Here is a 22,396-nt window from a genome sequence, read left to right on the forward strand (position 1 = left end):
GAACAGACGGCGCGACCATCAGGTTGAACATCGACACCGATCCGGGGCCGATGAAGTCGCCGGGTCGTACCTCGGCGAAACGGATCCGCCCCTGCTCGTGGGCGGTGATGGCGTCCTGCCACATCTGTGCCCGAACCCGGCCCTTGATGGTGGTCGGCGACAGGGGAAGGTCCTCGGTCATCGCCCCGACGACGGGGCCGTACCCGTAGATGTTGCTGAGRTTGACGTAGCGCGCGCCGCTGCGTTCGGCCGCGGCCAGCAGTGCGGCTGCCAACGCCGGAGTCTCTGTCGGCAACCTGTTGTAGGCCGGCGATGCGCAGTTGAAGAGCGTGGCRGCGCCCTGGGTCAGCCTGGTCAGGAGGGCGGCATCGCTGGCGTCCGCGGCGATCCGTTCGATCAGCGGGTGCTCTGGCCCGCCGCCGCGCCGGCTGAGTATGCGCACCCGGTCACCGGACTCGGCGAGCAGGCGCGCGGTGGCTGTTCCGGAGTGGCTGGCTCCGACGACAACGTGGAGTGACATCGAGATCCGATCGTGAGGCGCGGGCGATCCGCGGTCGGCCTGGACTTCGACCGTACGTTTCCCGCTGAAGACAGTGAATAGCTTGCTGTCTACAATTCATGTCCAATCATCTATGCAGGCTGCAGATAGGGTCTGAGCATGGATCTGCTCAGCGACCTGCTCTCCGCCATGCGCACCGGGCAGCCGTACGCGGGGCGGACCACGTGCAGGGCCCCCTGGGGAGTGCGCTTTCCGGTCGGCGACACGGCGGGGTGTCACGTGGTCCTGCAGGGTTCGTGCTGGCTCATCCCCCAGCACGGCGCCCCGGTGGCGCTCGGCGTCGGCGATGTGGTGTTCACTCCGCACGGAGACGCGCACGCACTGGTCGACCAGCCGGGCAGTCCCACGGTCGACTTTCACCCCGATCCCGGCGACGAGTCGCCGATCAGCAAGATGATCATCCCCGGTGCGGGCGCCACCACGGAGCTGCTCTGCGCCTCCTACAGCTTCGACCAGACCCGCCCGCACCCGCTGCTCCACGGCCTGCCCCAGGTCGTCCACCTACCCGCCCGGGTAGGGCACCACTCCGATCTTCGTGCCGCCGTCGATCTCCTGGGCAACGAGCTGCGACGGCCCCGCGCCGGTACGGAGGCCATCGTGCCCGCGCTCATCGACATGCTGCTGCTCTACGTCCTGCGCGCCTGGCTCGAAGAACAGTCCGGACATGCCCTGACCGGCTGGGTCATGGCGCTGAACGACCCGGCCATCTCGACGGCGCTGCACCACATCCATCGCTACCCCGGGCGCCCGTGGAGCGTCGAGGATCTGGCCAGGGAGGCCGGACTGTCACGCGCGGCCTTCGCCAAACGGTTCGCCAGCACCGTCGGTCAGCCCCCACTGGCGTACCTGACGTGGTGGCGGATGACGACTGCCGCGCGACTGCTGCGCGAGTCCAAGGCCCCRCTGAGCGCGGTCGCCGAACGTTGTGGCTACCGCTCGGAATTCGCGTTCGCCAAGGCGTTCAAACGTGAATTCGGCGCCGCACCCGGCAGGTACCGGCGCCAGGCACAGCCGCCTTCGGGAGAAAAACCCGTCCTGCCGGGACGACAGGACGGCAGGGGAGCAAGGGGCTGAACGACCGGCTCAGTTGCCTGTGCCGTCGGCGCAGAGGCGTTCGTGGACGACCTGGAATGCGTTTCCGGCCGGGTTGATCTTGACGAAGGCGTAGCAGTTGAGCGGCTGGCTGGCGTTGTTGCCGAGGTTTATCGGCGCGATCAGGCCGCCCGCGTCGTAGTTGGAGACCTTCCGTAGTGCGCTGATGAATCCCTCGCGGGTGGGGCAGGGACCGGCCAGTTCGAGGCCGCGAAGGAACATGTCGGTGTAGATGTAGGCGTGCATGGCGAACTGCTGTTCGGGGACGAACGTCTCCGGCGCAAAGCGGGTCATCGCCGCGCGGTAGCGGTCGATGGCCGCGCCCCCGGCCTCGAAGGGCCGGAAGTAGACGGGGAACGAGACACCGGAAAGTGCCGGGCCCAGCGTCGGCAGCAGGCCGTGATCGTACCCGGTGAGCGCGACACTGCTGGAGAGGTCCAGGTGCGCTGCGCGGGCGGCCTGCGCGATCGCGGCGAAGTCCCCCGAGGTCGTGAAACCAATCATGGAGTCGGCGCCGGCGGCCGATATCTGCTGGACCACCCGGGCCGGGCTGTCCGTGCTGCTCGCATAGGAGATCGCGTCGGTCGTACCGAGCCCGATCGCCCGGAAGGCGGCCTGGTATCGCGCCATGACCTGCAGCGTGAAGGCCGACGTCCCCGTGGTCACGAAGGCGACCTTTGTTCCACCGCTGGCCTGGATGTAGCGGCCGATGGTGTCGGGCGACGCCGCGTACAGATAGGTGAAGAAGTTCTGGTATTTACCCCAGTCCGGCTGGGCGAAGCCGACAACGGGGACCTGCTGCGCGGCAAGGCGGTCCAACGAGTCCCCGAGCGCGGCGGTGACCGTCAGCAGCCCGAAGACCGAGTCCTGCTGGACGAGGCTCGTGGTGACGTTGGCATTCTGAGAGGGGGAGTTCGCGTCGTCCCGCCACTCGTAGACGATCTGACGGCCGTGTATGCCGCCTTCCTGATTGGCCAACCCGATCCTGGCGTCAACACCGGAGCGGGCCGAGTCGAACGCGGCGCTGCCGGGACCCGAGTCGGTGACCACGAGGCCAATCTTCACCTGGTCGGCGGTGACGCCGGGGCTGTCGCAGGCGGCGGCCTCCGTCGTGCTGCCGCCTCCCGACGCCGAACAGCCGGTCACGGCAACCGCGAGAGCGGCGGCCGCCACGCCCCCCCACAACCTCGCCGATAATCTACCCAGGAACATCTGTTTCTCCACAGAAAATAAAGAGGCTGGTGGTGGGGTCGGCGATGTGCCAATCAGACTGGATCGCTCCCGGATCCGCCGCCATGCAAACCTTCGTTTCTCGTAGATCTTCTACTCAAACGCGATAAGTCCGGGTAGTCTACCTAATGAGTTTCGTCTAACGGATGTGCTGCCGCGGAACCGCAAGACGACACTGCCAGTCCTCGCCGAGCGCATTTCCCGCACACTGCCCGCGCGGATGAACCGTTCGCTGCCCCGACTTCTCCGCAGGCGCAGGCGCGGTCGACCGGGGAGCGCCACGACCCTTGCCGGACAGCCGTCGCGGCGCGGGCGCGCCGGTCGTGCCCGCCGGCGGGCGCGACCCGTCATCTGTCCTCGGCGATCTCGCTGCCGACCGTCCCCGACGGGCCCAGCCGCGCGCCCGTCTCGATCTCCCGGTGTCAGCCGCGGACCGCGTCGCCGGACGACGTCTGGCGGGTGGTGGTCACGCCGTTGAGCACGTACATCTCGGCGTCGGTGGCGTCGGCACCTCGGCCGGATGGACCACCCCACCCGCCCCGGGAGTATCAGGACCCGGGCGGGCTGGTCCGCTCGAAGCGCGCGGAGATTCCGGCGCTGATCGAACTGCCCTCGGGGACGTTGAAGGTGGAAACCCGCCTTCTCCGCGGCCCCTGGCCCAGCAGGAAACCGGTGATCGTCGCCCGGTACTCGACGCCGTCGACATGCACGAGGTCGTTCTCGTGGACCTTCGGGAGCCGGATCACGTCGTTCGGGTGCGTGCCCTGGTTCGGTCTCTCCTCGTGCCGGAAACGCAGGGCGAGGTCGTGCTCGATCCCCACGTCCTCGAAGTACACGCTGACCGTGAGGTACACCGAGAACTGCCACTGGGTAGGCAGCTGGATCGTCTGGTTGTGGGTGGGCGAACCTGCCCAGCAGGAAGTCCGTTCCGTCGAGGAGCGCGTCGGTGGTGTATCCCTCGAAGTCGTAGCCGCTCCTGGCGCCGCCGTCGAGCGGTTCGTCCCAGCGGACCTCGCTCCTGTTCTCAGTCTCCTGGTTGAACGTGAGGCTGGGCAGGTCGTCCACGCTGACGCGCGTCCACGTGCCGTTGGTTCTGACTGTGCCCACAGTGGAAGTACTCCGTTCCCCCGGCGCCGAACGATTCCCCTGTCTGTGGCCGTCGAATTCGGGAGCGCATCCCTCCGCGCGGCTCCGAAAACATTGCACAGTGGAAGGGGTTGAGTGCGGAGAACGTCTGGAGAGCCAGGTGAACGATGTGATTGGTGCTTTACGTATCTGCTGACCCACTAATCGGTGTCGATTGGCCGTCGGTCAGCCGCCGGCGGCAACCGGTCTGGCCACGCTGCTCATCGCCGCCGCGGAAGGAGCCGTGGTGATGAGCCGTGCGCAACAGAGCTCCGCGCCGTTCGACGCGGTGTACGCCCAGCTGCGCGCGCTCGCCGGAGCTACCGGCCCCCTGCCGGGGCGGTGACCTGCCGGGTGGACGTCTCCCCGCGGCTGATCGCCGCCCTGCTCTCGACGATGGCCTCGGCGGCGTGCTGTTCGATGGCCTCCGCGTCCAGACCCAGTGCCTTACCGATGTGCACCGACCACACCTCGGAGCGCAGGTTCGTCTCGAAGTCGACTTCGGCCCGGATGTCCTCGCGGGCGGCCTGCCGGTTCTGACTGATCATCACGAAGGTCGAGAGGAAGATCGCCTCCAGGCTGACAATCATCGTGAGCAGGCCGAACGGGTAGGGGTCGAAGACGGCCGCATCACCGAACACCCCTTTGTCGAGCAGAATCCAGATCGTGAACCACGCGGCGTGCAGGTAGACGAAGGGCAGTGACCCGGCGAACGCCGTGGTCGCGTCCGAGACCCTGTCCTGGGACGTCCGTGCCCGAGCGGCCAAGGCCCGCTCGTTGCGGACCCGAGGGTGCGGGCGCGGGCGTGGCCGCGGGGGCTGCGCCGGGTGCGGCTCGGCCCGGGTGCGGCGGGCGCGCCCGGGCCGAGCGGAGCGAGCCGTGGCGGCGCTGGGCCGGCCGGCTGGCTGGTGGTGCTGTGGGGTCTGGTGCCGGGTCGGTCAGACCCAGCCGGGCATCGGGTAGGCCGACATCAGGTCCCTGACCTCGCCCGCGATCCGCTCGATGGTCGCCTCGTCCGCGTCGCCGGCGGCCTTGACGGCCTCGTCGATCCAGGCAGCGAGGGTGGGCATCTGCTCCGGACGTAGCCCGCGGGTCGTGATCGCGGCGGTTCCCAGGCGCACCCCGGACGGGTCGAACGGCTTGCGCGGGTCGAACGGCACCGTGTTGTAGTTCAGCTCGATCCCGGCCCGGTCGAGTGCCTTCGCCGCCGGCTTCCCGGCGACTCCGCGACTCGTCAGATCAATGAGGATGAGATGGTTGTCGGTGCCGCCGGTGATGAGATCGAAACCGCGTCCGGAAAGCGCCTCGGCGAGCGCCTTCGCATTCGCGACGACCCGGTGCGCGTACTCCCGGAAATCTGGTGTCGCGGCCTCCCGCAGGGCGACCGCGACGGCGGCGGTGGTGTGGTTGTGCGGGCCGCCCTGAAGGCCCGGGAAAACGGCCTTGTCGAGTGCCGTCGCGTGCGCGGCGTCCGACATGATCATGGCGCCGCGCGGGCCGCGCAGCGTCTTGTGCGTGGTCGTCGTGATGACCGGAGCGTGCCCGACCGGCGATGGGTGGGCGCCGCCGGCGATCAGCCCGGCGATGTGGGAGATGTCCGCGACGAGCACGGCGTCGATCTCGCGGGCGATCGCCGCGAACCCGGGAAAGTCGATGGTGCGGGGGATCGCCGTCCCGCCACAGAAGATCACCTTCGGCCGGTTCTCGAGGGCGAGGTCGCGGACCTCGTCCAGGTCGACCCGCCCGGTGTCCTGGCGGACCCCGTACCGGACCCCGCGGAACCAGCGGCCGGTCGCCGACACCGTCCAGCCGTGGGTCAGGTGGCCGCCGGAAGGCAGGCCCATTCCCATCACCGGGTCGCCGGGCTGCAGGAAGGCCAGGTAGACCGCGAGGTTGGCGGGGGAGCCGGAATACGGCTGGACGTTCGCGTGCTCGACGCCGAACAGCGACTTCGCCCGGTCGATCGCCAGCGTCTCGATCGGGTCGATGACCTGCTGGCCCTCGTAGTAGCGCTTGCCGGGGTAGCCCTCGGAGTACTTGTTCGTCAGCACCGAGCCGGACGCCTCCAGCACGGCGGTGGAGACGTAGTTCTCGGACGCGATCAGGCGGATCTTCTCGTACTGCCGCCGGGCCTCGGCCTCGACGAGGCCGCCGATCTCCGGATCGGCGGCGGTCAGGTGGGTCATCGCGGGCTCATGCATGTGTACCTCCACGCGGACAGACGTCTACGTCGGAGGCGCCCAGGCGCACGGCGCCGCCAGCAGCTTCGTCGCTTCCCGGTGGTTGCTTCCACCCGAGCGCGCCAGTCACGACCCTTCGCCCGCCATCGTAGTGGCTCGGTCCCGCTTCCCGTCGGCGGGTGATCGGCGGCCCCTCCTCGGGCGCGCCGGCCCGCAATGGTGACGTTCGTCACGTCTGGGCTGTCGCTTCGGTTACGGATGGCATCCGAGCTGGCGGTTGAAGTCACCGGGATCGCTGCGCCGCCGCGGTGGTTAATGGCCGAAATGCCTGCCATCAAAAGGAATCTTTGGGAATCGGACATACCCGACAGATGGGATGGGGGCGGCTCCTTGCGGGTCATCGTCCCTGGTCAGCTGTTGACGCCGCCCCGGCCAATCGGGCATTGTCCACCTATGCGGTCGAGATTCCTCCCCGTGGCGTGTCGCTACGTGGACTACCGGCGGACGTCCAGCGCACTCTGTCGCTGACATTTCCGCTTCCGTATCGACCCCTCCGGCGGAAAGGTCCCAGCGGGAGACGCCGACCGCAGCCTGACCGTGCCATGTGATCGCGACCGCCGCTGCGGGTTTGCGGGGTCCAGCGTCACTGGCCAGGTCTCTCATCCCCGTTTCCACCCCACCCCTATCCATGTCTACCGAAGACATGTCCCAGGCGGAGCCCGAATTCAGGGCGTCGGTGACCGCTGATTGCGGCCTGCCTACGCATCGCTACGGGCCACGCCTGCTATTCCGCGCGCCCACTTTTCTGTGAAAGGACGACCGTCCCCCGTGAACGCACCTCTCCGAGCCGATTCGACGCTAATGGGCCGCCGTGGCTTCCTCGGTCTCGGCGTACTCGCTGGCTCCTCCCTGCTGCTCGCCGCCTGCGGCGACGACAGCGGTTCGGTCTCGTCCGCCGGCAAGGAGGGCGGGACGTTGCGCTGGGGCTGGTCGACCGTCACCTCCTGGGACCCGGTGACCTCGTCCGCGGGCTGGGACGTGCACGCGCTTTCATTGGCCTACGCCGCCCTCACCAAGCTCGACGAGAAGGGCAACCCGGTACCGGCGCTGGCCGAGTCGTGGAAGTACAACGCGGACGGGACCCAGGTGGCCTTCACCCTGCGGGACGGCCTGACGTTCAGCGACGGCACACCGCTGAACGCGACCGCGGTCAAGAAGAGTCTCGAGCGGGGCAAGAGCTTCCCGGGATCGCTCGTCGCCGCGCAGCTCGCCACGGTGAAGTCGGTGGCCGCGGACGACGACGCCCGGACCGTCACCATCGAACTGGCCGCCACCGACTACCAGATCCCGAGCCTGCTCGCCGGCAAGACCGGCATGATCGTCAGTCCGACGGCCTTCGAGAAGGACGCGAAGGGGCTGGCCACCAAGCCGGTCGGCGCCGGGCCGTTCCGGCTCACCGAGTACGTGCCGAACCAGTCGGCGAAGCTCGTCCGGTTCCCCGAGTACTGGGACAAGGCGAACATCCACCTCGACGCCTTCGAGCTGTACCCGGCGCCGGAGGCGGCGACGGCCGTCCCGGCGCTGCAGTCCGGGCGGCTCGACGTCGCCCAGATCCCGGGCAGCCAGGTCGAGGCGGCGAAGGCCGCCGGCCTTGAGGTCCAGGTCATCCCCTCGCTGGTGACGACGGTTCTCGACGTGAACATCACCGTGAAGCCGTTCGACAATCCGAAGGTCGTCCAGGCGTTCAAGCACGCCCTCGACCGCAAGGCGCTCGCCGACACCCAGACCTTCGGGCTCGGCGTGGTCAACTACCAGCCGTTCCCGCCGGGGTACGTCGGCCACGATCCGAGCCTGGACAACGCGTTCCCGTACGACCCGGCGAAGGCGAAGAAGCTGCTCGCCGAGGCCGGGTTCCCGGACGGCGTCGAGGTGCCGCTGACCACCACGGGCGTCAGCTCCGCTCTTGCCGAGCAGGTGCAGGCCCAGCTCGCCAAGGTCGGCGTGAAGCTCACCATCGAGACGATCCCGGCGGCGCAGGCCACCCAGATCATGTACATCCAGCACTCGAGGGCGCTGGCCACCGACGGTTTCGCCGGCCGTGACTCGGCCGTACAGGCCTTCCAGGTGCTGTTCGGCGAGCAGGGCCTGATGAACCCCGGCCGGCAGACGCCCCCCGAACTGACCGCCGCGCTGCAGAAGGTGCGGGAGACGCCGTTGGACGACCCGTCGTACCCGACGGTGCTCCGGGCCGCCACGAAGATCGCGGTCGAGAAGATGCCGAACATCTTCCTCTTCACCACGCCGCGTGTTCTCGCCCGCAAGAAGAGCGTCTCGGAGCTGGGCAGCTTCCTGGCGGTGCAGCGCTTCGAGGGCGTCCGGGTCGGGTAATGCCAGCCACCGACGGTGAGGGCACCAGATGACGACACTCGAGATCAGCCCGGCGGTCGAGCCGGCCGGCGCGGCGGCTGAGCCCCCGGCCGGCCGGCGGGCCGGCTGGGGCAGGGCATTCGCACGGCCGCTGCGCAGTGCGCTGTCGGTGGGCATTCCGGTGGTGCTGCTCTCCACCTTCATCACCTACGCGATGGGGGCTCTCACCGACACCAACCCGGCGGCCCAGGTGCTCGGCGAGACCGCGACACCGGCGGACATCGACCGGATGAACCACTACTTCGGGCTCGACCGGCCGCTGCTCGTCCAGTACTTCAGCTGGCTCGGCCACGCCCTGACCGGCGACCTCGGGCGGTCCTACTTCACCACGCTCCCGGTCACCGACAGCATCACCCAGGCGCTGCCGGTGAACGTGTCGATCGCAGTCCTGTCCGTGCTGCTCGCCGTCCTGGTCGGCGGCGGGCTGGGCATCGGGGCGGCGCTGTCGTCCGGCGGCTGGTTCGACCGGGCGGTCACCATGCTGTGCTCGGCCGTGGCCACCGTGCCGCCGTTCGTCGTCGGCATCGGGCTGATCGTGCTGTTCTCGGTGACGGTCCCGATCCTTCCCTCCGGCGGCTACGTGCCGTTCACCGAGGATCCGGGCCAGTGGCTGCGGTTCGCCATCCTGCCGTCGATCGCGCTGTCGGTGGACGCCGCCGCCGGCCTCGCCCGCCAGCTGCGTACCTCCCTCGTCGGGGAGCTGCGGGCGAACTACATCACCGGGGCGGACGTCCGCGGGCTGACGAGGCGAAGGGTCGTCTTCGGGCACGCCCTGCGCAACGCCGCCGGGCCGGCGCTCACCCTCCTGGGTTACTCCATCCCGCAGCTCATCGGGGCCATGGTCGTCGCCGAGGCGGCCTTCAACCTGCCGGGCCTGGGCAAGCTCGGGCTCGACGCGGCGAGCAAGGGCGACATCCCGGTGATCCAGGGCGTGCTGGTCACCATGATCGGGCTTGTCGTGGTCTGCAACCTCCTGGTCAACGCCGCCCTGCTGCGACTGACACCGCACGCGAAGAGGCAGGAACGATGACGCGGAAGACAGCGGGCCCGTTGCGGCGGGCCGTGCGGCTGCGGTCCACGAAGATCGCGCTGGTGATCCTCGGTGCGGTCGCCGTGCTCGGGTTCCTCGGCGGCACGCTGGCGCCGTCCGACCCGCTCGCCCAGGACACCTCCAACCTGCTGGCCGGCCCGAGCGGCGCGCACTGGCTCGGCACCGACTACCTCGGGCGGGATGTTCTCAGCCGGCTGATGGACGCCACCGGCCGGTCGGTGGTCGGCGCCGTGGAGGCGGTCACGGTGGCCTTCCTGCTCGGCGTGCCGGCCGGGCTGGGCTCGGTCGTCTTCGGCCGGGTCTTCGAGTGGGTGGCGCAGCGGCTGGTGGACGCGGTGATGACCCTGCCCTACATCATCTTCGCGATCGCCGTGACCGGGATCATCGGCAACGGCCGTGACCAGGCGATGCTCGCCATCGGGGTGCTGCTGGCACCGCTGTTCTTCCGGGTCACCCGCGCGGCGGCGCTCGCCTTCACCCGGGCCCAGTACGTCGAGGTCGCCGAGCTGCTCGGCGCGTCCCGCGGCTGGATCATCCGGACCCACATCTGGTCGAAGGTGCTCCCGACGGTCGCGGTCACCACCGCGCAGCTGTCCGCGGCCGCGCTGCTGGCCGTGTCCTCGCTGTCGTTCCTCGGCATCGGGGTGAAGCCGCCGGCCCCGACCTGGGGCGGGATGCTCTCCAGCGACCTGGGCTTCCTGGCCCAGCAGCCGTGGGCGCCGGCGATCCCGGCGCTGGCCATCATGCTGACCGCCGGCTCGCTGAACGCCATCGCCGACGCGATCCGCGACACCACGGGAATCGCGGTGGATCCGATCGGCCGTGGCGCGACCCGTCCGGACGCCGTGCCGGCGCTCCCGGGGGCTCCGGCCGTGGCCGTCCCCGAGCAGGAGGAGAGGATCCATGCCTGAGCCGGGAACCGGCCGGGGGGACCAGCTGCTGACGGTCGACGGCGTTCGGGTCGCCATCGGCGGCGGGCGGACCGAGGCCGTCCACGGGGTGTCGTTCGAGGTGCGGCGCGGCGAGGCGGTCGGGATCGTCGGGGAGTCCGGCAGCGGCAAGACGCTGGTCTGCCGGTCGGTGCTCGGGGTGCTCGCGCCCGGTTGCGCGGTGACCGCCGGCACGATCGACTTCGCCGGCACCTCGCTGGTCGGCCTGCCGCGCCGAGCCTGGGAGCAGCTGCGCGGTACCCGGATCTCCGCGGTGTTCCAGGACCCGGCCTCGTACCTCAACCCGTCCCAGACGGTGGGCCACCAGCTCGCCGAGCAGCTGCGGGTGAAGGTCGGCAAGCCGCGCCGGGAGGCCCGCACCGCCGCGGTGGCGCTGTTCGACGCGATGGGCCTGCACGAGCCCGAGCGGGTCTACCACCAGTACCCGCACGAACTGTCCGGCGGCATGCTGCAGCGGGTCGTGCTGGCCATCGCGGTGTCCGGCGAGCCGGAGCTCCTTGTCGCCGACGAGGCGACGACCGCCCTCGACGTCACCATCCAGGCCGAGGTGCTGGAACTGCTGGGCAGGCTGCGCAGGGAGCGCGGGCTGGCCGTGCTGGCTGTCTCGCACGACCTCGCCGTCATCGCCGAGCTCTGCGACCGGGTGCTGGTGTTCTACGCCGGCGAGCTCGTCGAGACCGGCCCGACGGCCGAGGTGCTCGACTCGCCGCGGCACCCGTACACCGAGGCGCTGCTGCGGGTCGCCTCGGTCGGCGACTGGGACCGACGCACCCCCGACGTCATCGACGGCGAGCCACCGCCGGTCGGCGCCGAGATCCGCGGCTGCCGGTTCGCCGACCGGTGTGACTTCGCCGCCCCGCAGTGCCGCTCCGGCCCGGTGCCGCTGACCGAGCAGGCCCCCGACCGGGCCGTCCGGTGCGTCCGGGCCAGCGAGATCGCGTTGAGCGGAGCAGGAGCTATCGGAGCAGGAGCCGCCGTATGACCAACACCGATCTCGCCGACACCGACCTGGCCGACACCGATCTCGCCGACACCGAACTGACTGACGACGGCCGTGCCACCACCGGCCGCGCTGCCACCGGCGTAGCTGCCACCGGCGTCGGCGACACCGGCACCGGCACGGTGGCGGTCCCGCAGACTGAGCTGTTGCGGGTCGAGGGCCTCGGGCTGTCCTTCCCCCGGCCGGGCGGTGGCCGTCGGGTCCGGGTGCTCGACGATGTGGACCTGAGCGTCCGCGCCGGGGAGCTCGTCGGTGTCATCGGCGAGACCGGGTCCGGCAAGACGACGCTGGCCCGGGCGATCGCCGGGCTCGGGGCCCCGGACGCCGGCCGGGTCCTCCTGGACGGCGTCGACATCTCCCGGCTGCGCGGCCGGGCCCAGCGGGACTTCCGGCGCAGCGGCGCGCTCCAGTTCGTCTTCCAGGATCCCCTGCGCGCCCTCGACCCGGACCTCACCATCGGGGCGAGCATCGCGGAGGGACTGGCGATCACCGGCACCGGAACCCGGGCGTCGCGGGCCGAGCAGGTGAGCGACGCGCTGCGTCGGGTTGGCCTCGACCCGGCGGTCGCCGACCGGCTCCCCGCGCAGATCTCCGGCGGCCAGCGCCAGCGCGCCTCGATCGCCCGCGCCGTCATCGGACGTCCCCGGCTGCTGCTGTGCGACGAGCCGGTCAGCGCGCTGGACGCGTCCAACCGCAACCACATCCTGCGGCTGCTCGACGGGCTCCGCCGGCAGCTCGAGGTCGGGATCGTCCTCATCTCCCACGACCTCAGCTCGCTCGCCGGTATCGCCGACCGGGTGGTCGTGCTCTACCGGGGACGGGTGGTCGAGGACGGCCCGATCGCGGACGTGTTCAGCCGGCCGCAGCATCCGTACACCGCGCTGCTGATCGCCTCCGCGCCGAGCGTCCGCCGCCAGGACCGGCTCGACCCGGCGTCGCTGCGGCCGGCCGCCGGCGCCGACCCCGGCGCCGACTCTGACTCCGACGGGGCGGCGCGGCGGTCGGCGGGCGGCTGCGTGTTCGCCCACCGGTGCCGCTTCGCCACCCACGCCTGCGCCGAGACCCCGCCGCGGCGGGCCGTCGCCGGCCGGCCGGCCGGCGAATGGGCCGCCGCGTGCCACCACGTCGAAACCTGGCGGGACCAGGTCACCGGCTCCACCGCCATCCTGAAGGAGTCCTCAGCGTGAGCATCGAGTTCATCGGTATCGCCAGCACCTTCGCCGGCAGCGAGTCGGAGGCGTGGTCCGGCCCCGTCGTCGACCCGGACTACCTGGAGCGCCTGGTGCGCACGCACGAGGATGCCGGGTTCGACCGGGTGCTCGTCGCGCACAGCTCCGCGACGCCCGACGGCTTCGTCATCACCGACCAGATCCTGTCCCGGACGACGACGTTGAAGGTGCTGCTGGCGCACCGGCCCGGCTTCACCGCGCCGACGATCGCGGCCCGCCAGTTCGCGACACTGGACGCCTTCCACCCCGGCCGGGTGGCGCTGCACGTCATCACCGGCGGTGACGACGCCGACCAGGCCCGCGACGGCGACCTCACCGACAAGGTGACCCGCTACCGGCGCACCGACGAGTTCCTGGACGTGCTGCGCCGCGAGTGGGAGTCGGCCGAGCCGTTCGACTACGACGGTGACTTCTACACGGTTCGCGGCGCCCGGTCGTCGGTCCGCCCCGAGGGCCGCATCCCCATCTACTTCGGCGGCGCGTCCGCGGACGCCGTCCGGGTCGGCGGCAAGCACGCCGACGTGTACGCGTTCTGGGGTGAGCCGATCGCCGGGATCGTCGAGCGGATCCGCGAGGTGCGGGCCGCCGCCGCGCCGTACGGCCGCGACCCCCGGTTCAGCGTCAGCCTGCGCCCCATCCCCGCGGACACCGAGCAGGCCGCCTGGCAGCGCGCCGCGGACATCCTGGAGCTCACCAGGCAGCGGGTCGGCGACCTGAAGAAGGTGATGAACGTCGACGGGTCGGCCCAGGTCGGCAGCCAGCGGCTGCTGCGCTACGCCGACCAGGCGGACGTCCACGACAAGCGGCTGTGGACCGCGGTCGCCAAGGCCACCGGCGCCGCCGGCAACTCCACCGCGCTGGTCGGCAGTTACGAGCAGGTCGCCGAGTCGCTCGTCGACTACGTCAACGTCGGGGTGTCGACGCTGCTCATCCGCGGCTTCGCGCCGCTGGACGACGCCCGGGACTACGGCACCCTGATCCGCCTCGTCCGCGAGCAGACCGCCGACCGCGAGCCCGTCGGCGCCTCCGCCTGACGACGGGCCCGGCCCGCGTTGTGACCGGCCTGCGGCCGACGACCTCGCACTGGGGCGCCTACGGCGTCCGGGTCGGCCCGGACGGTGGGATCACGGTGGTCCCGCATCCGGACGATCCGGCCCCGTCGCCGCTGCTCGGCAACGTGCCGGGCGGGCTGCGCCATCCGACCCGGGTGGCGCGGCCCGCGGTCCGCCGCGGCTGGCTGGAACACGGCCCGGGGCCGGCCGGCACGCGCGGGCGGGAGGAGTTCGTCGAGCTCGACTGGGACGAGGCGCTGGACCTGGTCGCCGCCGAGCTGGACCGGGTCCGCCGCGAGCACGGCAACCAGGCGATCTTCGGCGGCTCGTACGGCTGGGCGAGCGCCGGGCGCTTCCACCACGCGCAGAGCCAGCTCCACCGGTTCCTCAACACCATCGGCGGCTTCACCTCGTCCCGGAACTCCTACAGCCTGGGCACGTCGCTGGTGCTGCTGCCCCACCTCGTCGGCAGCGCGGACGAGGTGCTGCGGGCCGCCTCGTCCTGGCCGACGATCGTCGAGAACACCGAGCTGATCGTCGCCTTCGGCGGCATCCCGGCCAAGAACGTGTTCGTGACGCCCGGCGGCGTCACCCGGCACGGCACGCCCGGGTACCTCGCCGCCCTCGCGGCCAGCCGCGTCGAGATGGCGCTGGTCAGCCCGCTGCGTGCCGACCTGCCCGACGGCCTGGACACCCGCTGGTACCCGATCGTGCCGGCCACCGACGTCGCGCTGATGCTCGGGCTCGCCCACACCCTCGCCGCCGAGGACCGTCACGACCGGGCGTTCCTCGACCGGTACACGGTCGGCTTCGGCGAGGTCGAGAGCTACCTGCTCGGCCGCGCCGACGGGGTGGTCCGGGACGCCGCCTGGGCGGCGTCGATCTGCGGCATCCCGGCCGCGGACATCGTCGGGCTCGCCCGCCGGATGGCGGCCCGCCGGACCCTGATCACCGTGACCTGGTCGCTGCAGCGCATCGAGCACGGCGAGCAGCCGGTCTGGGCGGCGCTCACGCTGGCCGCGATGCTCGGCCAGATCGGCCTGCCCGGCGGCGGCTTCGGCCACGGCTACGGCTCCATGGGCGACGTCGGAGACCCCGGCCCGACCGGACGCATCCCCTACCTGCCGCAGGGCCGCAACCCGGTCAGCGCCTTCATCCCGGTCGCCCGCATCGCCGACATGCTGCTGCATCCCGGCGCGCGGTACGACTACGACGGCGACCGCTACACCTACCCTGACATCCGCCTGGTCCACTGGGCGGGCGGAAACCCCTTCCACCACCACCAGGACCTGTTCCGGCTGCGCCGCGCCTTCGCCAGACCCGACACGATCATCGTGCACGAGCCCTACTGGACGTCCACCGCCCGGCACGCCGACGTCGTGCTGCCCGTCACCACCACCCTGGAACGCGAGGACATCGGCGGCGGCCGCCGCGACACCCATCTGCACGCCATGCACCGGGCGGTGGCACCGGTCGGCGCGGCCCGCGACGACTACGACATCCTCGCGGGCCTGGCCGGCCGCCTCGGCGTCGTCGACGCCTTCACCGAGGGCCGCGACGCCCGCGGCTGGATCGAGCACCTCTACACGGCCTGGCGCGCGGACCTGGTCCGGCGCGGAACGGACGTGCCCGCCTTCGAGGAGTTCTGGGCCGCCGGCGAGTACCGGCTGCCCGGCGGGCCCGGCCACCACACCCTGTTCGAACGGTTCCGCGCCGACCCGGACGCGCACCCGCTCGCCACCCCCAGCGGCCGGATCGAGCTCTTCTCCGCGACCGTGGCGTCCTTCGGCTACCCGGACTGCCCCGGCCATCCGGTCTGGCTGGAACCGACCGAGTGGACCGGCGCGCCACGAGCCGCCGCCTACCCGCTGCACCTCATCGCCAACCAGCCGGGCACCCGGCTGCACAGCCAGCTCGACGGCGGCGCGGTCAGCCAGGCCGCCAAGATCGCCGGCCGGGAGGCGGTGCGCCTGCACCCCGCCGACGCCGCCGCCCGCGGCATCGCCGCCGGCGACGTCGTCCGGGTGTTCAACGACCGCGGCGGCTGCCTCGCCGGCGCCGTGCTGACCGACGAGCTGCGCCCCGGGGTCGTCCAGCTGCCCACCGGGGCCTGGTTCGACCCGCTCGACGAGGACCCGGCGGATGAGCACGGAGAAGGGTCCCCGCCAGGAGCGGGACTGTGCGTGCACGGGAACCCGAACGTGCTCACCGCCGACGTGCCGACCTCCCGCCTGTCCCAGGGCTGCGTCGGCCAGCACGCCCTCGTCGAGGTCGAACGCTGGACGGATGAGCCACCGCGGCTCACCGTCGACGCGCCGCCCCGGCTGGTCCCCCGACCGGGCCGGGGCGGCACCCTCTGACGAGCTAGTCGAGCAGGTCGGGCTGTTCCTCGACGATGATCTCGTAGAGGGCCTCGAAGGACCAGCGGGCGCCCTCGTCACCTCGTGCCTGGCTGGCGGTGGCGCTGGCGATCTCGTGGTCCAGGAGCCGCAGCGTCCCGGCCGCCGCCGCGACGAGCTGGGTCCGCGCCGCCCGCTCCGCGGCGATGTACCAGTACGCCGCCGCCTCGACGCTGGTGCCGACGGTGAGCAGGCCGTGGTTGCGCAGGATCGCCAGCTTGTGCGGGCCGAGCGCGGCGGCGATCTTGCGGCCCTCCTCCTCGTCCAGCACGACCCCGTTGTACTCGTCGAAGATCACGTGATCCTCGTAGAACGCGAGGGAGTCCTGGGAGATCGGATGCAGCGGCTCGCCGATCGCGGCGAGCGCCCGGCCGTACAGCGCGTGGGTGTGCGCGGCGCCGACGACATCCGGTCGGGCGGCGTGGATCTGCGAATGGATGGTGAACGCCGCCCTGTTCAGCGGCGGCTTACCCTCGACGATCTCCCCTTTGTCGTCGACCAGCAGCAGGTTGGAGACCTTGATCCTGCCGAAGTCGAGGCCGAGCCGGTTGACCCAGAAATGGTCGGTCAGCTCGGGGTCGCGGGCGCTGATGTGGCCGGCCAGTCCCTCGGCGATGCCGAGCTTGGCGAAGAGCCGGTAGGCGGCGGCGAGTTTGCGCTTGCGGTGCAGCCGCTCCTCCTCGACCGTCCGGACCGGCACCGGCCGAGGCCACTGCCCGCCCTCGGCCGGCGCGACCAGCCCGGCCCACGGGCTCGTCCGCTCACCGTCGGACGTTGCCGGGGCCACCGTTGCCGGGGCCACGTCCGGCGTCGGCGCCGGCGGGATCGCCGGTGCCGGGGTGTCATGGGTGGAAAGTGTCATGTCTGGGGTTGTCCTTCCTCATCGGGCCTCAGCGAGGACCGGCGGCGGGCAGACCGAGCGCCGTCCGGCCGGCCGTCGCGTAGACGACGTCGTCCTGCGGGGTGTGAACGCGGCTGCACAGCACGTCGCGCAGGTGGCGCTCCAGCGGATTGGCCCTGGTCAGCCCCGGGTTGCCGATCAGAGCGACGGCGTCCGTGACGGTCTTGACCGCGGCGGCCGTCACCGCGGTCTTCACCCCGTTGACCTGCGCCGCGACGTCCGGGTCGGCCGCGTCGGAACGCTGCGCGAACGCCCGGACGAGGCCGCGGGCGTTCGCCAGCGCCACCTCGATCTCGCCGACGGCGCTCTGGAACCGGGGCAGGCTCGACAGCGGCGCGCCCAGGTTCGTCGGGGTGCGTTCGTGCAGGTAGCCGACCAGCCAGTCGCGCGCGGCCTCGGCCACCCCCAGATAGATCGAGGCGATCGCCAGCGCGTTCCAGGCCGCCGCGGCCGGAACGAACGGAAGGGGCACCTCCCCGGCCGGCAGCCCGACGGCCGCGTCGGGGCCCACCCGCACCCGGTCGAACACCACGTCGTGGCTCTCGGTGGCCCGCATGCCCAGGTGGTCCCAGGTCCGCACGATCGTGATGCCGGGCGTGTCGGCCGGGACCAGGAACGAGCCGACCCGGGCCGCTCCCGAGGACGGCGGCCGCGGGTCGGTGGCGGGGTCGGTGGCCGCCCAGACCAGCATCCAGCGCAGCACCGGCGCGCCCGTCGAGTAGGTCTTGCGGCCGGTGATCTCCCAGCCGTCGCCGGTCCAGCGGGCGGTGGTGGCCGGCACCCCGCCGCGGGCGGGCGTGCCGAGGTCCGGTTCCACCCGCAGCGCGTTGATCAGCGCACCCTCGTCCAGGCAGCTGGCCACCACCCGTTCGTAGGTCCCCGCCGGCCAGCCGGGGGGATCGCCGACATGCGCGTGGAACAGCAGGTTCATCGCCAGGACGAGGGCGGTGGCCGGTTCACCCCGGGCCACCGCGCCCAGCACCTCGGTCACTGTGGCCAGCCCGGCCCCGGCCCCGCCGTACCGGCTCGGGACGGTCAGCGAGAGCAGCCCGGCGGCGTGCAGCGCCCGGATGTTCGCGACCGGGAAGGTGCCCGTCCGGTCGTGCTCGGCGGCGGTGGCCGCGAACTGGGCGGTGAGCTCGGGCAACAGATCCAGCCGGGGCTGGGGTCGCGGCTGCGGCTGCGGGTGTGCCAGCCCGGGGTCGGTCGCCGACCGCGCGGTCGGATCGGCCATACGGAACCTCCCGATGAACAGGCGCCGGGAATGCCCGGCGCGGGCGGTGGACACGGGGGACACGGGCCGGACCTTCACGGGAAGCCTGCCCGGCGGGCGCCGCCGCGGCTACCGGGCGCGGCTACTGACCGACGAGGGGCCGGACCGCCGCGAGAACGGCCGCGGACTCGGTGCGCACCATCCAGTCGGGATGGACGTCGGCGAACCGGACAGTCCGGTCGCGGTCGATGACGACGACCGTCGGGTACGGCAGCACCCAGTCCCCGGTGCCGAGAATCGCACCGAGATCCACGCCTCTGCCCCGGGACTCGTCGCGTGCCGCCTCCGCCGGCGCGAACCCGATACCGAACGAGTCGATCAGAACCCGGTCGGGGTCGCTGGCGACCAGGAACTCGAAACCGTGCCGCTCCTTGATCGCCGCCAGCCTCTCGGCGATCTGGGGGCTGACGATGACGAGGTGCGCACCCAGCTCGCGCAGGGCCGGCGCGAGGGTGAGCTGGTAGCCGCGCAGAGCCGTGTTGCACGCGGGGCAGCCCTCGAACCGGAAGAAGACGAGCACCACCGGCCCGTCGGCCAGCAGGTCGTCGAGGACGACGGAGCCGCCACCGACCTCGGCCAGCGCGAAGGGTGGCACCACGTCGCCCGGTCTGACGAAGCGCTCGCGGTCCGCGTTCTCCTCGAGGGACCGCCGCAGGTCGGCGTGGGCCCGGAGCTGTTCCGGCGCCCATTCCGCGTCCCGGGTGGCCTGCAGCTCGTCCAGGAAACCCTGGACGGTCACCGGCACCGTTCCGGTCTGGCTCATCTGGAGGCTCTCCTTCTTCAGGGCTTTACGCCGTCGCCGCTTTACGCCGTCGCCGGTACGGGTTGCCGGGATTCGGTTCGCCCGGCGGCCGCCGCGGCGAGGTCGCGTCGGCGCACCTCGTCCCGGACCAGCGGAATGAGCTGCCGGCCGTAGTCCACCGCGTCGTCATAGGGGTCGTAACCGCGGATGAGCAGCGTGCTGACGCCGATGTCGACGTAGTCCAGCAGGGCCTGCGCCACCGTTTCGGGCGTGCCGACCAGCGCCGTAGAGTTGCCGCCGGCTCCCGTCGCGGCCGCCAGCGCCGTCCACAGGGCACGGTCGTGCCGCTCGCCGCGGGACGCCGCCGCCAGCTGCCGGGTGGAACCCACCGACGCCTGGCCACCCAGTGGCCGCCAACCGCGCAGGGGCGCGCCGGCGGTGATCCGCTGCCTGGTCGCCGCGAGGATGCGCTCGGCCCGCTCCCACGCCAGCTCCTCGGTGGGCCCGAGGATCGGCCGGAAGGAGACGCTGATCCGCGGCGGCGTGGCCCGCCCGGCCGCGGCGGCCGCCGCGTTGACCTGCGCGATCTCCTCCGCGATCGCCTCCAGCGGCTGGGCGAACAGCGCGTAGACGTCCGCCTCCGCGCCGCCGACCCGGTAGGCCTCCGGGGACGACCCGCCGAAGTACAGCGGGATGTGCGGCTGCTGCGCGGGCCGGACGTGACTCAGGTAGTCCTCGAAGCGGTAGAACCTGCCCTCGAAGGAGAACGGCTCGGCCGAGGTCCACGCCGCCTTCAGGATCCGCAGGTACTCGCCGCTGCGTGCGTAACGGTCCTCCTTGAGGAGGTAGTCGCCGTCCCGGCGCTGCTCCCCGTCGCTGCCCCCCGTGATGGTGTGCAGCGCTATCCGGCCGCCGGTGAACTGGTCCAGCGTGGCGAAGGTGCGGGCCGCCACGGTGGGAGACACGAAACCGGGCCGGTGGGCCACCAGGAAGCCCAACCGCTCGGTGTGCGCCGCGGCGTAGGCGGCGACATGTGTTCCGTCCGGCGAGCCCGAGGAGTAGCCGATCAGCACCCGGTCGAAGTCCGCGTCCTCGTGGGCCCGGGCGAACCGGCGGACATACCGGTGATCGATCAGCGGCCCACCCCCGTCCCGGATCTCCGACTGCTCCGTGGTGCTGATCAGACCGATGAACTCGACCGGCATGTCATCTCCCTCAGTAGTTCTGCCCGGCCGGGACCGGATTCCCGGCCGGCCGGGACCGGGTTGGCGGATTGACGGACCGACGACCGCGGGTCGGGCTCCTGCCGTGCCGACGGCGCGCGCCGGAGGAGTGGCGGGTCCACGGCCACTCCGGCGGCGTCTCCGCGGCCCACCACGCCGCCCGTCGGCGGGGAATGCGGGCCGAGCCGCCAGCACCTCAGCCGGCCGAAGGGCGGGAGAGGACGCGAAAATCCGCTGTGGGCGCGGGGAATTCGGCAAAACCAAAAAGTGATTTCCGCGTCGAACGGGGTGGGTCGGCCAGCGGAATATCAGGTTCCGCGACAGCGGCCGGACCGCACCCGCGCGAAGTCCACGCACCGACGGCGGGTCAGCGCGGGGCGGACGTACATGCAGCAACAGTGCGGCAGACCTCGGCAATTGTCAAGTTTTCCGGTGTAGATAGCGGTGAAAGGGTGGATCGCCCGGCCGGCCGCGTGATCGATCCGGGAGCGTCGCCGTTCCGGCGCCTTGGGTATGTGATGCGGATCACTTTAAATGCGCACTTGACCGATCGACAAACTTTGGTCATGTTGGGTCCGTGTTGAGGACTGCGTACCTGGTCACGCGACAGCACATCGACCTGCTGCGAGTGACCTCCGCGAGCTGTCCGGACCGCCGCGGCGGGCTCTGACGCCCAGCGTCCGGGCCTGAACGGCCCGGCGGACGACAGGTCCGTGGTGGCCACGCCGACCTGGCGCGGTCACCGGGCCGCGGCGCCCTCGCGCGCCGACCTCAAGAAGCTACCCGGCGCCCGGCGCCCATGATCTGAGCGCGTCTGGCGTAGCTGGTCCGCCTGGTCAGCCTGGCACGTCTGGTCCGCGGAACGGCTGATCCGTGGCGCGCCCGGTAAAGGCGTCGGTCGCCGAGCCCCGAAGGGTCACCCGTGCTCGGCGTGCGCACCCCGCTCCACCGACCGTGGTGCCGCCCACCACCGGATCCCGGCGGGCAGGTGGTGCCCCGTCCACCGCCGACGAGAGCTGACGGACGGGCCGTCCGCACGGAAACGTCCGCACAGAAACGTTCGCCGCCCCCGGTGTTCCGGCCGGCGGCGGTCCCCGAACTGCGCCGCGTGGGCGGAGCGGCGGGGCATTGGACAGATGACAGGGAGCACGAGTGGATCTCCGACTTTCCGGCCGACGGGCGATCGTCACCGGCGGCAGCCGCGGTATCGGGCGGGCGATCGCCCGAGCACTGCTTGCCGAGGGTGTGCAGGTCGTCATCGCCGCCCGTGACGCCGACGTGCTGAAAGCGGCCGCGGCCGACCTGACGGCCGCGACCGGCGGGACGGTGCTGCCGGTGGTCGCCGACACCGGCAGCGACACGTCTGTCCAGGAGCTGGTCGAGACCACCGTCAGCGAGCTCGGCGGCGTCGACATCCTCGTCAACAACGCGGCCAGACCCGGGGGCGCCGGCGGTCCCGGCGGCGCGCGGGCGCTGTCCACCGCGGACGTCGCCGCCGACTTCAACGTCAAGGTGCTCGGTTACCTGCGCACCGCCCAGGCGGTCGCCCCACACTTCATCGCCCAGGACTGGGGACGGATCATCAACATCGGCGGGCTGGCGGCCCGTCAGGTCGGCCTCGCCTCCGGCTCCATCCGCAACGTCGGTGTTGCCGCCCTCACCAAGACCCTCGCCGACGAGCTCGGGGCACACGGCGTCACGGTGAACGTGGTGCATCCCGGACTGACCCTCACCGGTGACCATGGCGGCACGGTCGTCGTCCCCGACGAGTACCTCCAGGCCGCCGCCGCCCGCATCTCGATCGGGCGAGCCGTCACCGCCGACGAGGTGGCCTCGGTCGTGGCCTTCCTCGCGTCCCCGCTCGCGGTCGCGATCACCGGCGAGTCGATCGCCGCCGCCGGCGGCGGCACCCAGGGCCCCATCCACTACTGACATCCGCTGCTGACCGGCAGCACCCGACCCG

Annotated in this window: 19 protein-coding genes and 1 riboswitch; of the genes, 10 read left to right on the forward strand and 9 right to left on the reverse strand. The window is 71.7% G+C overall.

What is annotated here, in order from left to right:
• The coding region (locus tag BBK14_RS26185; RefSeq protein WP_116430158.1) for an NAD-dependent epimerase/dehydratase family protein at positions 1-520 on the reverse strand (520 nt) is incomplete at its 3' end.
• A 138-nt stretch (positions 521-658) separates the two neighbouring features.
• On the opposite strand from BBK14_RS26185, the gene BBK14_RS26190 reads away from it, so the two are divergent.
• Positions 659-1,633: an AraC family transcriptional regulator gene (locus tag BBK14_RS26190; RefSeq protein ID WP_071065913.1), complete on the forward strand. Its 975-nt coding sequence runs from the start codon at positions 659-661 to the stop codon at positions 1,631-1,633.
• 9 nt (positions 1,634-1,642) lie between these two features.
• On the opposite strand, the gene BBK14_RS26195 is transcribed toward BBK14_RS26190, so the two are convergent.
• Both BBK14_RS26195 and BBK14_RS41775 read right to left on the reverse strand, forming a co-directional pair.
• Complete coding sequence (locus BBK14_RS26195) at positions 1,643-2,863, reverse strand: ABC transporter substrate-binding protein (protein ID WP_071065914.1); 1,221 nt, start codon at positions 2,861-2,863, stop codon at positions 1,643-1,645.
• A gap of 566 nt (positions 2,864-3,429) precedes the next feature.
• Positions 3,430-4,089, reverse strand: coding sequence for a choice-of-anchor K domain-containing protein (locus BBK14_RS41775; RefSeq protein WP_198541445.1), 660 nt, complete (start codon positions 4,087-4,089; stop codon positions 3,430-3,432).
• Positions 4,090-4,181: 92 nt separating this feature from the next.
• Here BBK14_RS41775 and BBK14_RS42425 point away from each other — a divergent pair, with 92 nt between their 5' ends.
• On the forward strand, positions 4,182-4,352 hold the full coding sequence (locus BBK14_RS42425; RefSeq protein ID WP_420849194.1) for an LmrA/YxaF family transcription factor: 171 nt from the start codon (positions 4,182-4,184) through the stop codon (positions 4,350-4,352).
• On the opposite strand, the gene BBK14_RS26205 is transcribed toward BBK14_RS42425, so the two are convergent.
• Together BBK14_RS26205 and BBK14_RS26210 are read right to left on the reverse strand one after the other, a co-directional pair.
• Positions 4,327-4,773, reverse strand: a complete 447-nt coding sequence (locus BBK14_RS26205; RefSeq protein WP_071065916.1) for a DUF1003 domain-containing protein — start codon at positions 4,771-4,773, stop codon at positions 4,327-4,329. The genes BBK14_RS42425 and BBK14_RS26205 overlap by 26 nt on opposite strands.
• 171 nt (positions 4,774-4,944) lie before the next feature.
• Entirely contained in the window at positions 4,945-6,207 is a 1,263-nt protein-coding gene (locus tag BBK14_RS26210) for a serine hydroxymethyltransferase (protein ID WP_071065917.1), read from the reverse strand.
• A gap of 30 nt (positions 6,208-6,237) precedes the next feature.
• A riboswitch (ZMP/ZTP riboswitch) is annotated at positions 6,238-6,326 on the reverse strand.
• A 688-nt stretch (positions 6,327-7,014) separates the two neighbouring features.
• On the opposite strand from BBK14_RS26210, the gene BBK14_RS26215 reads away from it, so the two are divergent.
• Genes BBK14_RS26215 through BBK14_RS26245 form a run of 7 tightly spaced genes read left to right on the forward strand, consistent with a single transcriptional unit; the run spans position 7,015 to position 16,255 of the window.
• Positions 7,015-8,574, forward strand: coding sequence for an ABC transporter substrate-binding protein (locus BBK14_RS26215; RefSeq protein WP_241831858.1), 1,560 nt, complete (start codon positions 7,015-7,017; stop codon positions 8,572-8,574).
• A 28-nt stretch (positions 8,575-8,602) separates the two neighbouring features.
• Positions 8,603-9,643 (forward strand): ABC transporter permease, encoded by a 1,041-nt coding sequence (locus BBK14_RS26220; RefSeq protein ID WP_071065919.1) that lies wholly within the window; start codon positions 8,603-8,605, stop codon positions 9,641-9,643.
• The gene (locus BBK14_RS26225) at positions 9,640-10,575 is read left to right on the forward strand and encodes an ABC transporter permease (RefSeq protein WP_071065920.1); all 936 of its coding nucleotides are present in this window, start codon (positions 9,640-9,642) and stop codon (positions 10,573-10,575) included. Before BBK14_RS26220 ends, BBK14_RS26225 begins: the two co-directional genes overlap by 4 nt.
• Positions 10,568-11,596: an ABC transporter ATP-binding protein gene (locus BBK14_RS26230; protein WP_071065921.1), complete on the forward strand. Its 1,029-nt coding sequence runs from the start codon at positions 10,568-10,570 to the stop codon at positions 11,594-11,596. The genes BBK14_RS26225 and BBK14_RS26230 overlap by 8 nt, the downstream gene beginning before the upstream one ends.
• The gene (locus tag BBK14_RS26235) at positions 11,593-12,801 is read left to right on the forward strand and encodes an ABC transporter ATP-binding protein (protein ID WP_071065922.1); all 1,209 of its coding nucleotides are present in this window, start codon (positions 11,593-11,595) and stop codon (positions 12,799-12,801) included. The genes BBK14_RS26230 and BBK14_RS26235 overlap by 4 nt, the downstream gene beginning before the upstream one ends.
• Positions 12,798-13,877 (forward strand): LLM class flavin-dependent oxidoreductase, encoded by a 1,080-nt coding sequence (locus BBK14_RS26240; protein WP_071065923.1) that lies wholly within the window; start codon positions 12,798-12,800, stop codon positions 13,875-13,877. Before BBK14_RS26235 ends, BBK14_RS26240 begins: the two co-directional genes overlap by 4 nt.
• A gap of 20 nt (positions 13,878-13,897) precedes the next feature.
• Positions 13,898-16,255, forward strand: coding sequence for a molybdopterin-dependent oxidoreductase (locus BBK14_RS26245; RefSeq protein ID WP_071065924.1), 2,358 nt, complete (start codon positions 13,898-13,900; stop codon positions 16,253-16,255).
• 4 nt (positions 16,256-16,259) lie between these two features.
• On the opposite strand, the gene BBK14_RS26250 is transcribed toward BBK14_RS26245, so the two are convergent.
• From BBK14_RS26250 to BBK14_RS26265, 4 genes are read right to left on the reverse strand one after another with little or no spacing between them, the layout of a single operon-like run.
• Positions 16,260-17,156 (reverse strand): class II aldolase/adducin family protein, encoded by an 897-nt coding sequence (locus tag BBK14_RS26250; RefSeq protein ID WP_071065925.1) that lies wholly within the window; start codon positions 17,154-17,156, stop codon positions 16,260-16,262.
• 28 nt (positions 17,157-17,184) lie between these two features.
• Positions 17,185-18,492, reverse strand: coding sequence for an acyl-CoA dehydrogenase family protein (locus BBK14_RS26255; RefSeq protein WP_241831859.1), 1,308 nt, complete (start codon positions 18,490-18,492; stop codon positions 17,185-17,187).
• A 58-nt stretch (positions 18,493-18,550) separates the two neighbouring features.
• Complete coding sequence (locus BBK14_RS26260) at positions 18,551-19,231, reverse strand: peroxiredoxin-like family protein (protein WP_071065927.1); 681 nt, start codon at positions 19,229-19,231, stop codon at positions 18,551-18,553.
• A gap of 41 nt (positions 19,232-19,272) precedes the next feature.
• Entirely contained in the window at positions 19,273-20,415 is a 1,143-nt protein-coding gene (locus tag BBK14_RS26265) for an LLM class flavin-dependent oxidoreductase (protein WP_071065928.1), read from the reverse strand.
• Between the two features lie 1,170 nt (positions 20,416-21,585).
• On the opposite strand from BBK14_RS26265, the gene BBK14_RS26270 reads away from it, so the two are divergent.
• Entirely contained in the window at positions 21,586-22,365 is a 780-nt protein-coding gene (locus BBK14_RS26270; RefSeq protein ID WP_071065929.1) for an SDR family NAD(P)-dependent oxidoreductase, read from the forward strand.
• Positions 22,366-22,396: the final 31 nt, after the last annotated feature.

The organism is Parafrankia soli (assembly GCF_001854695.1).
Lineage (GTDB): Bacteria > Actinomycetota > Actinomycetes > Frankiales > Frankiaceae > Parafrankia > Parafrankia soli.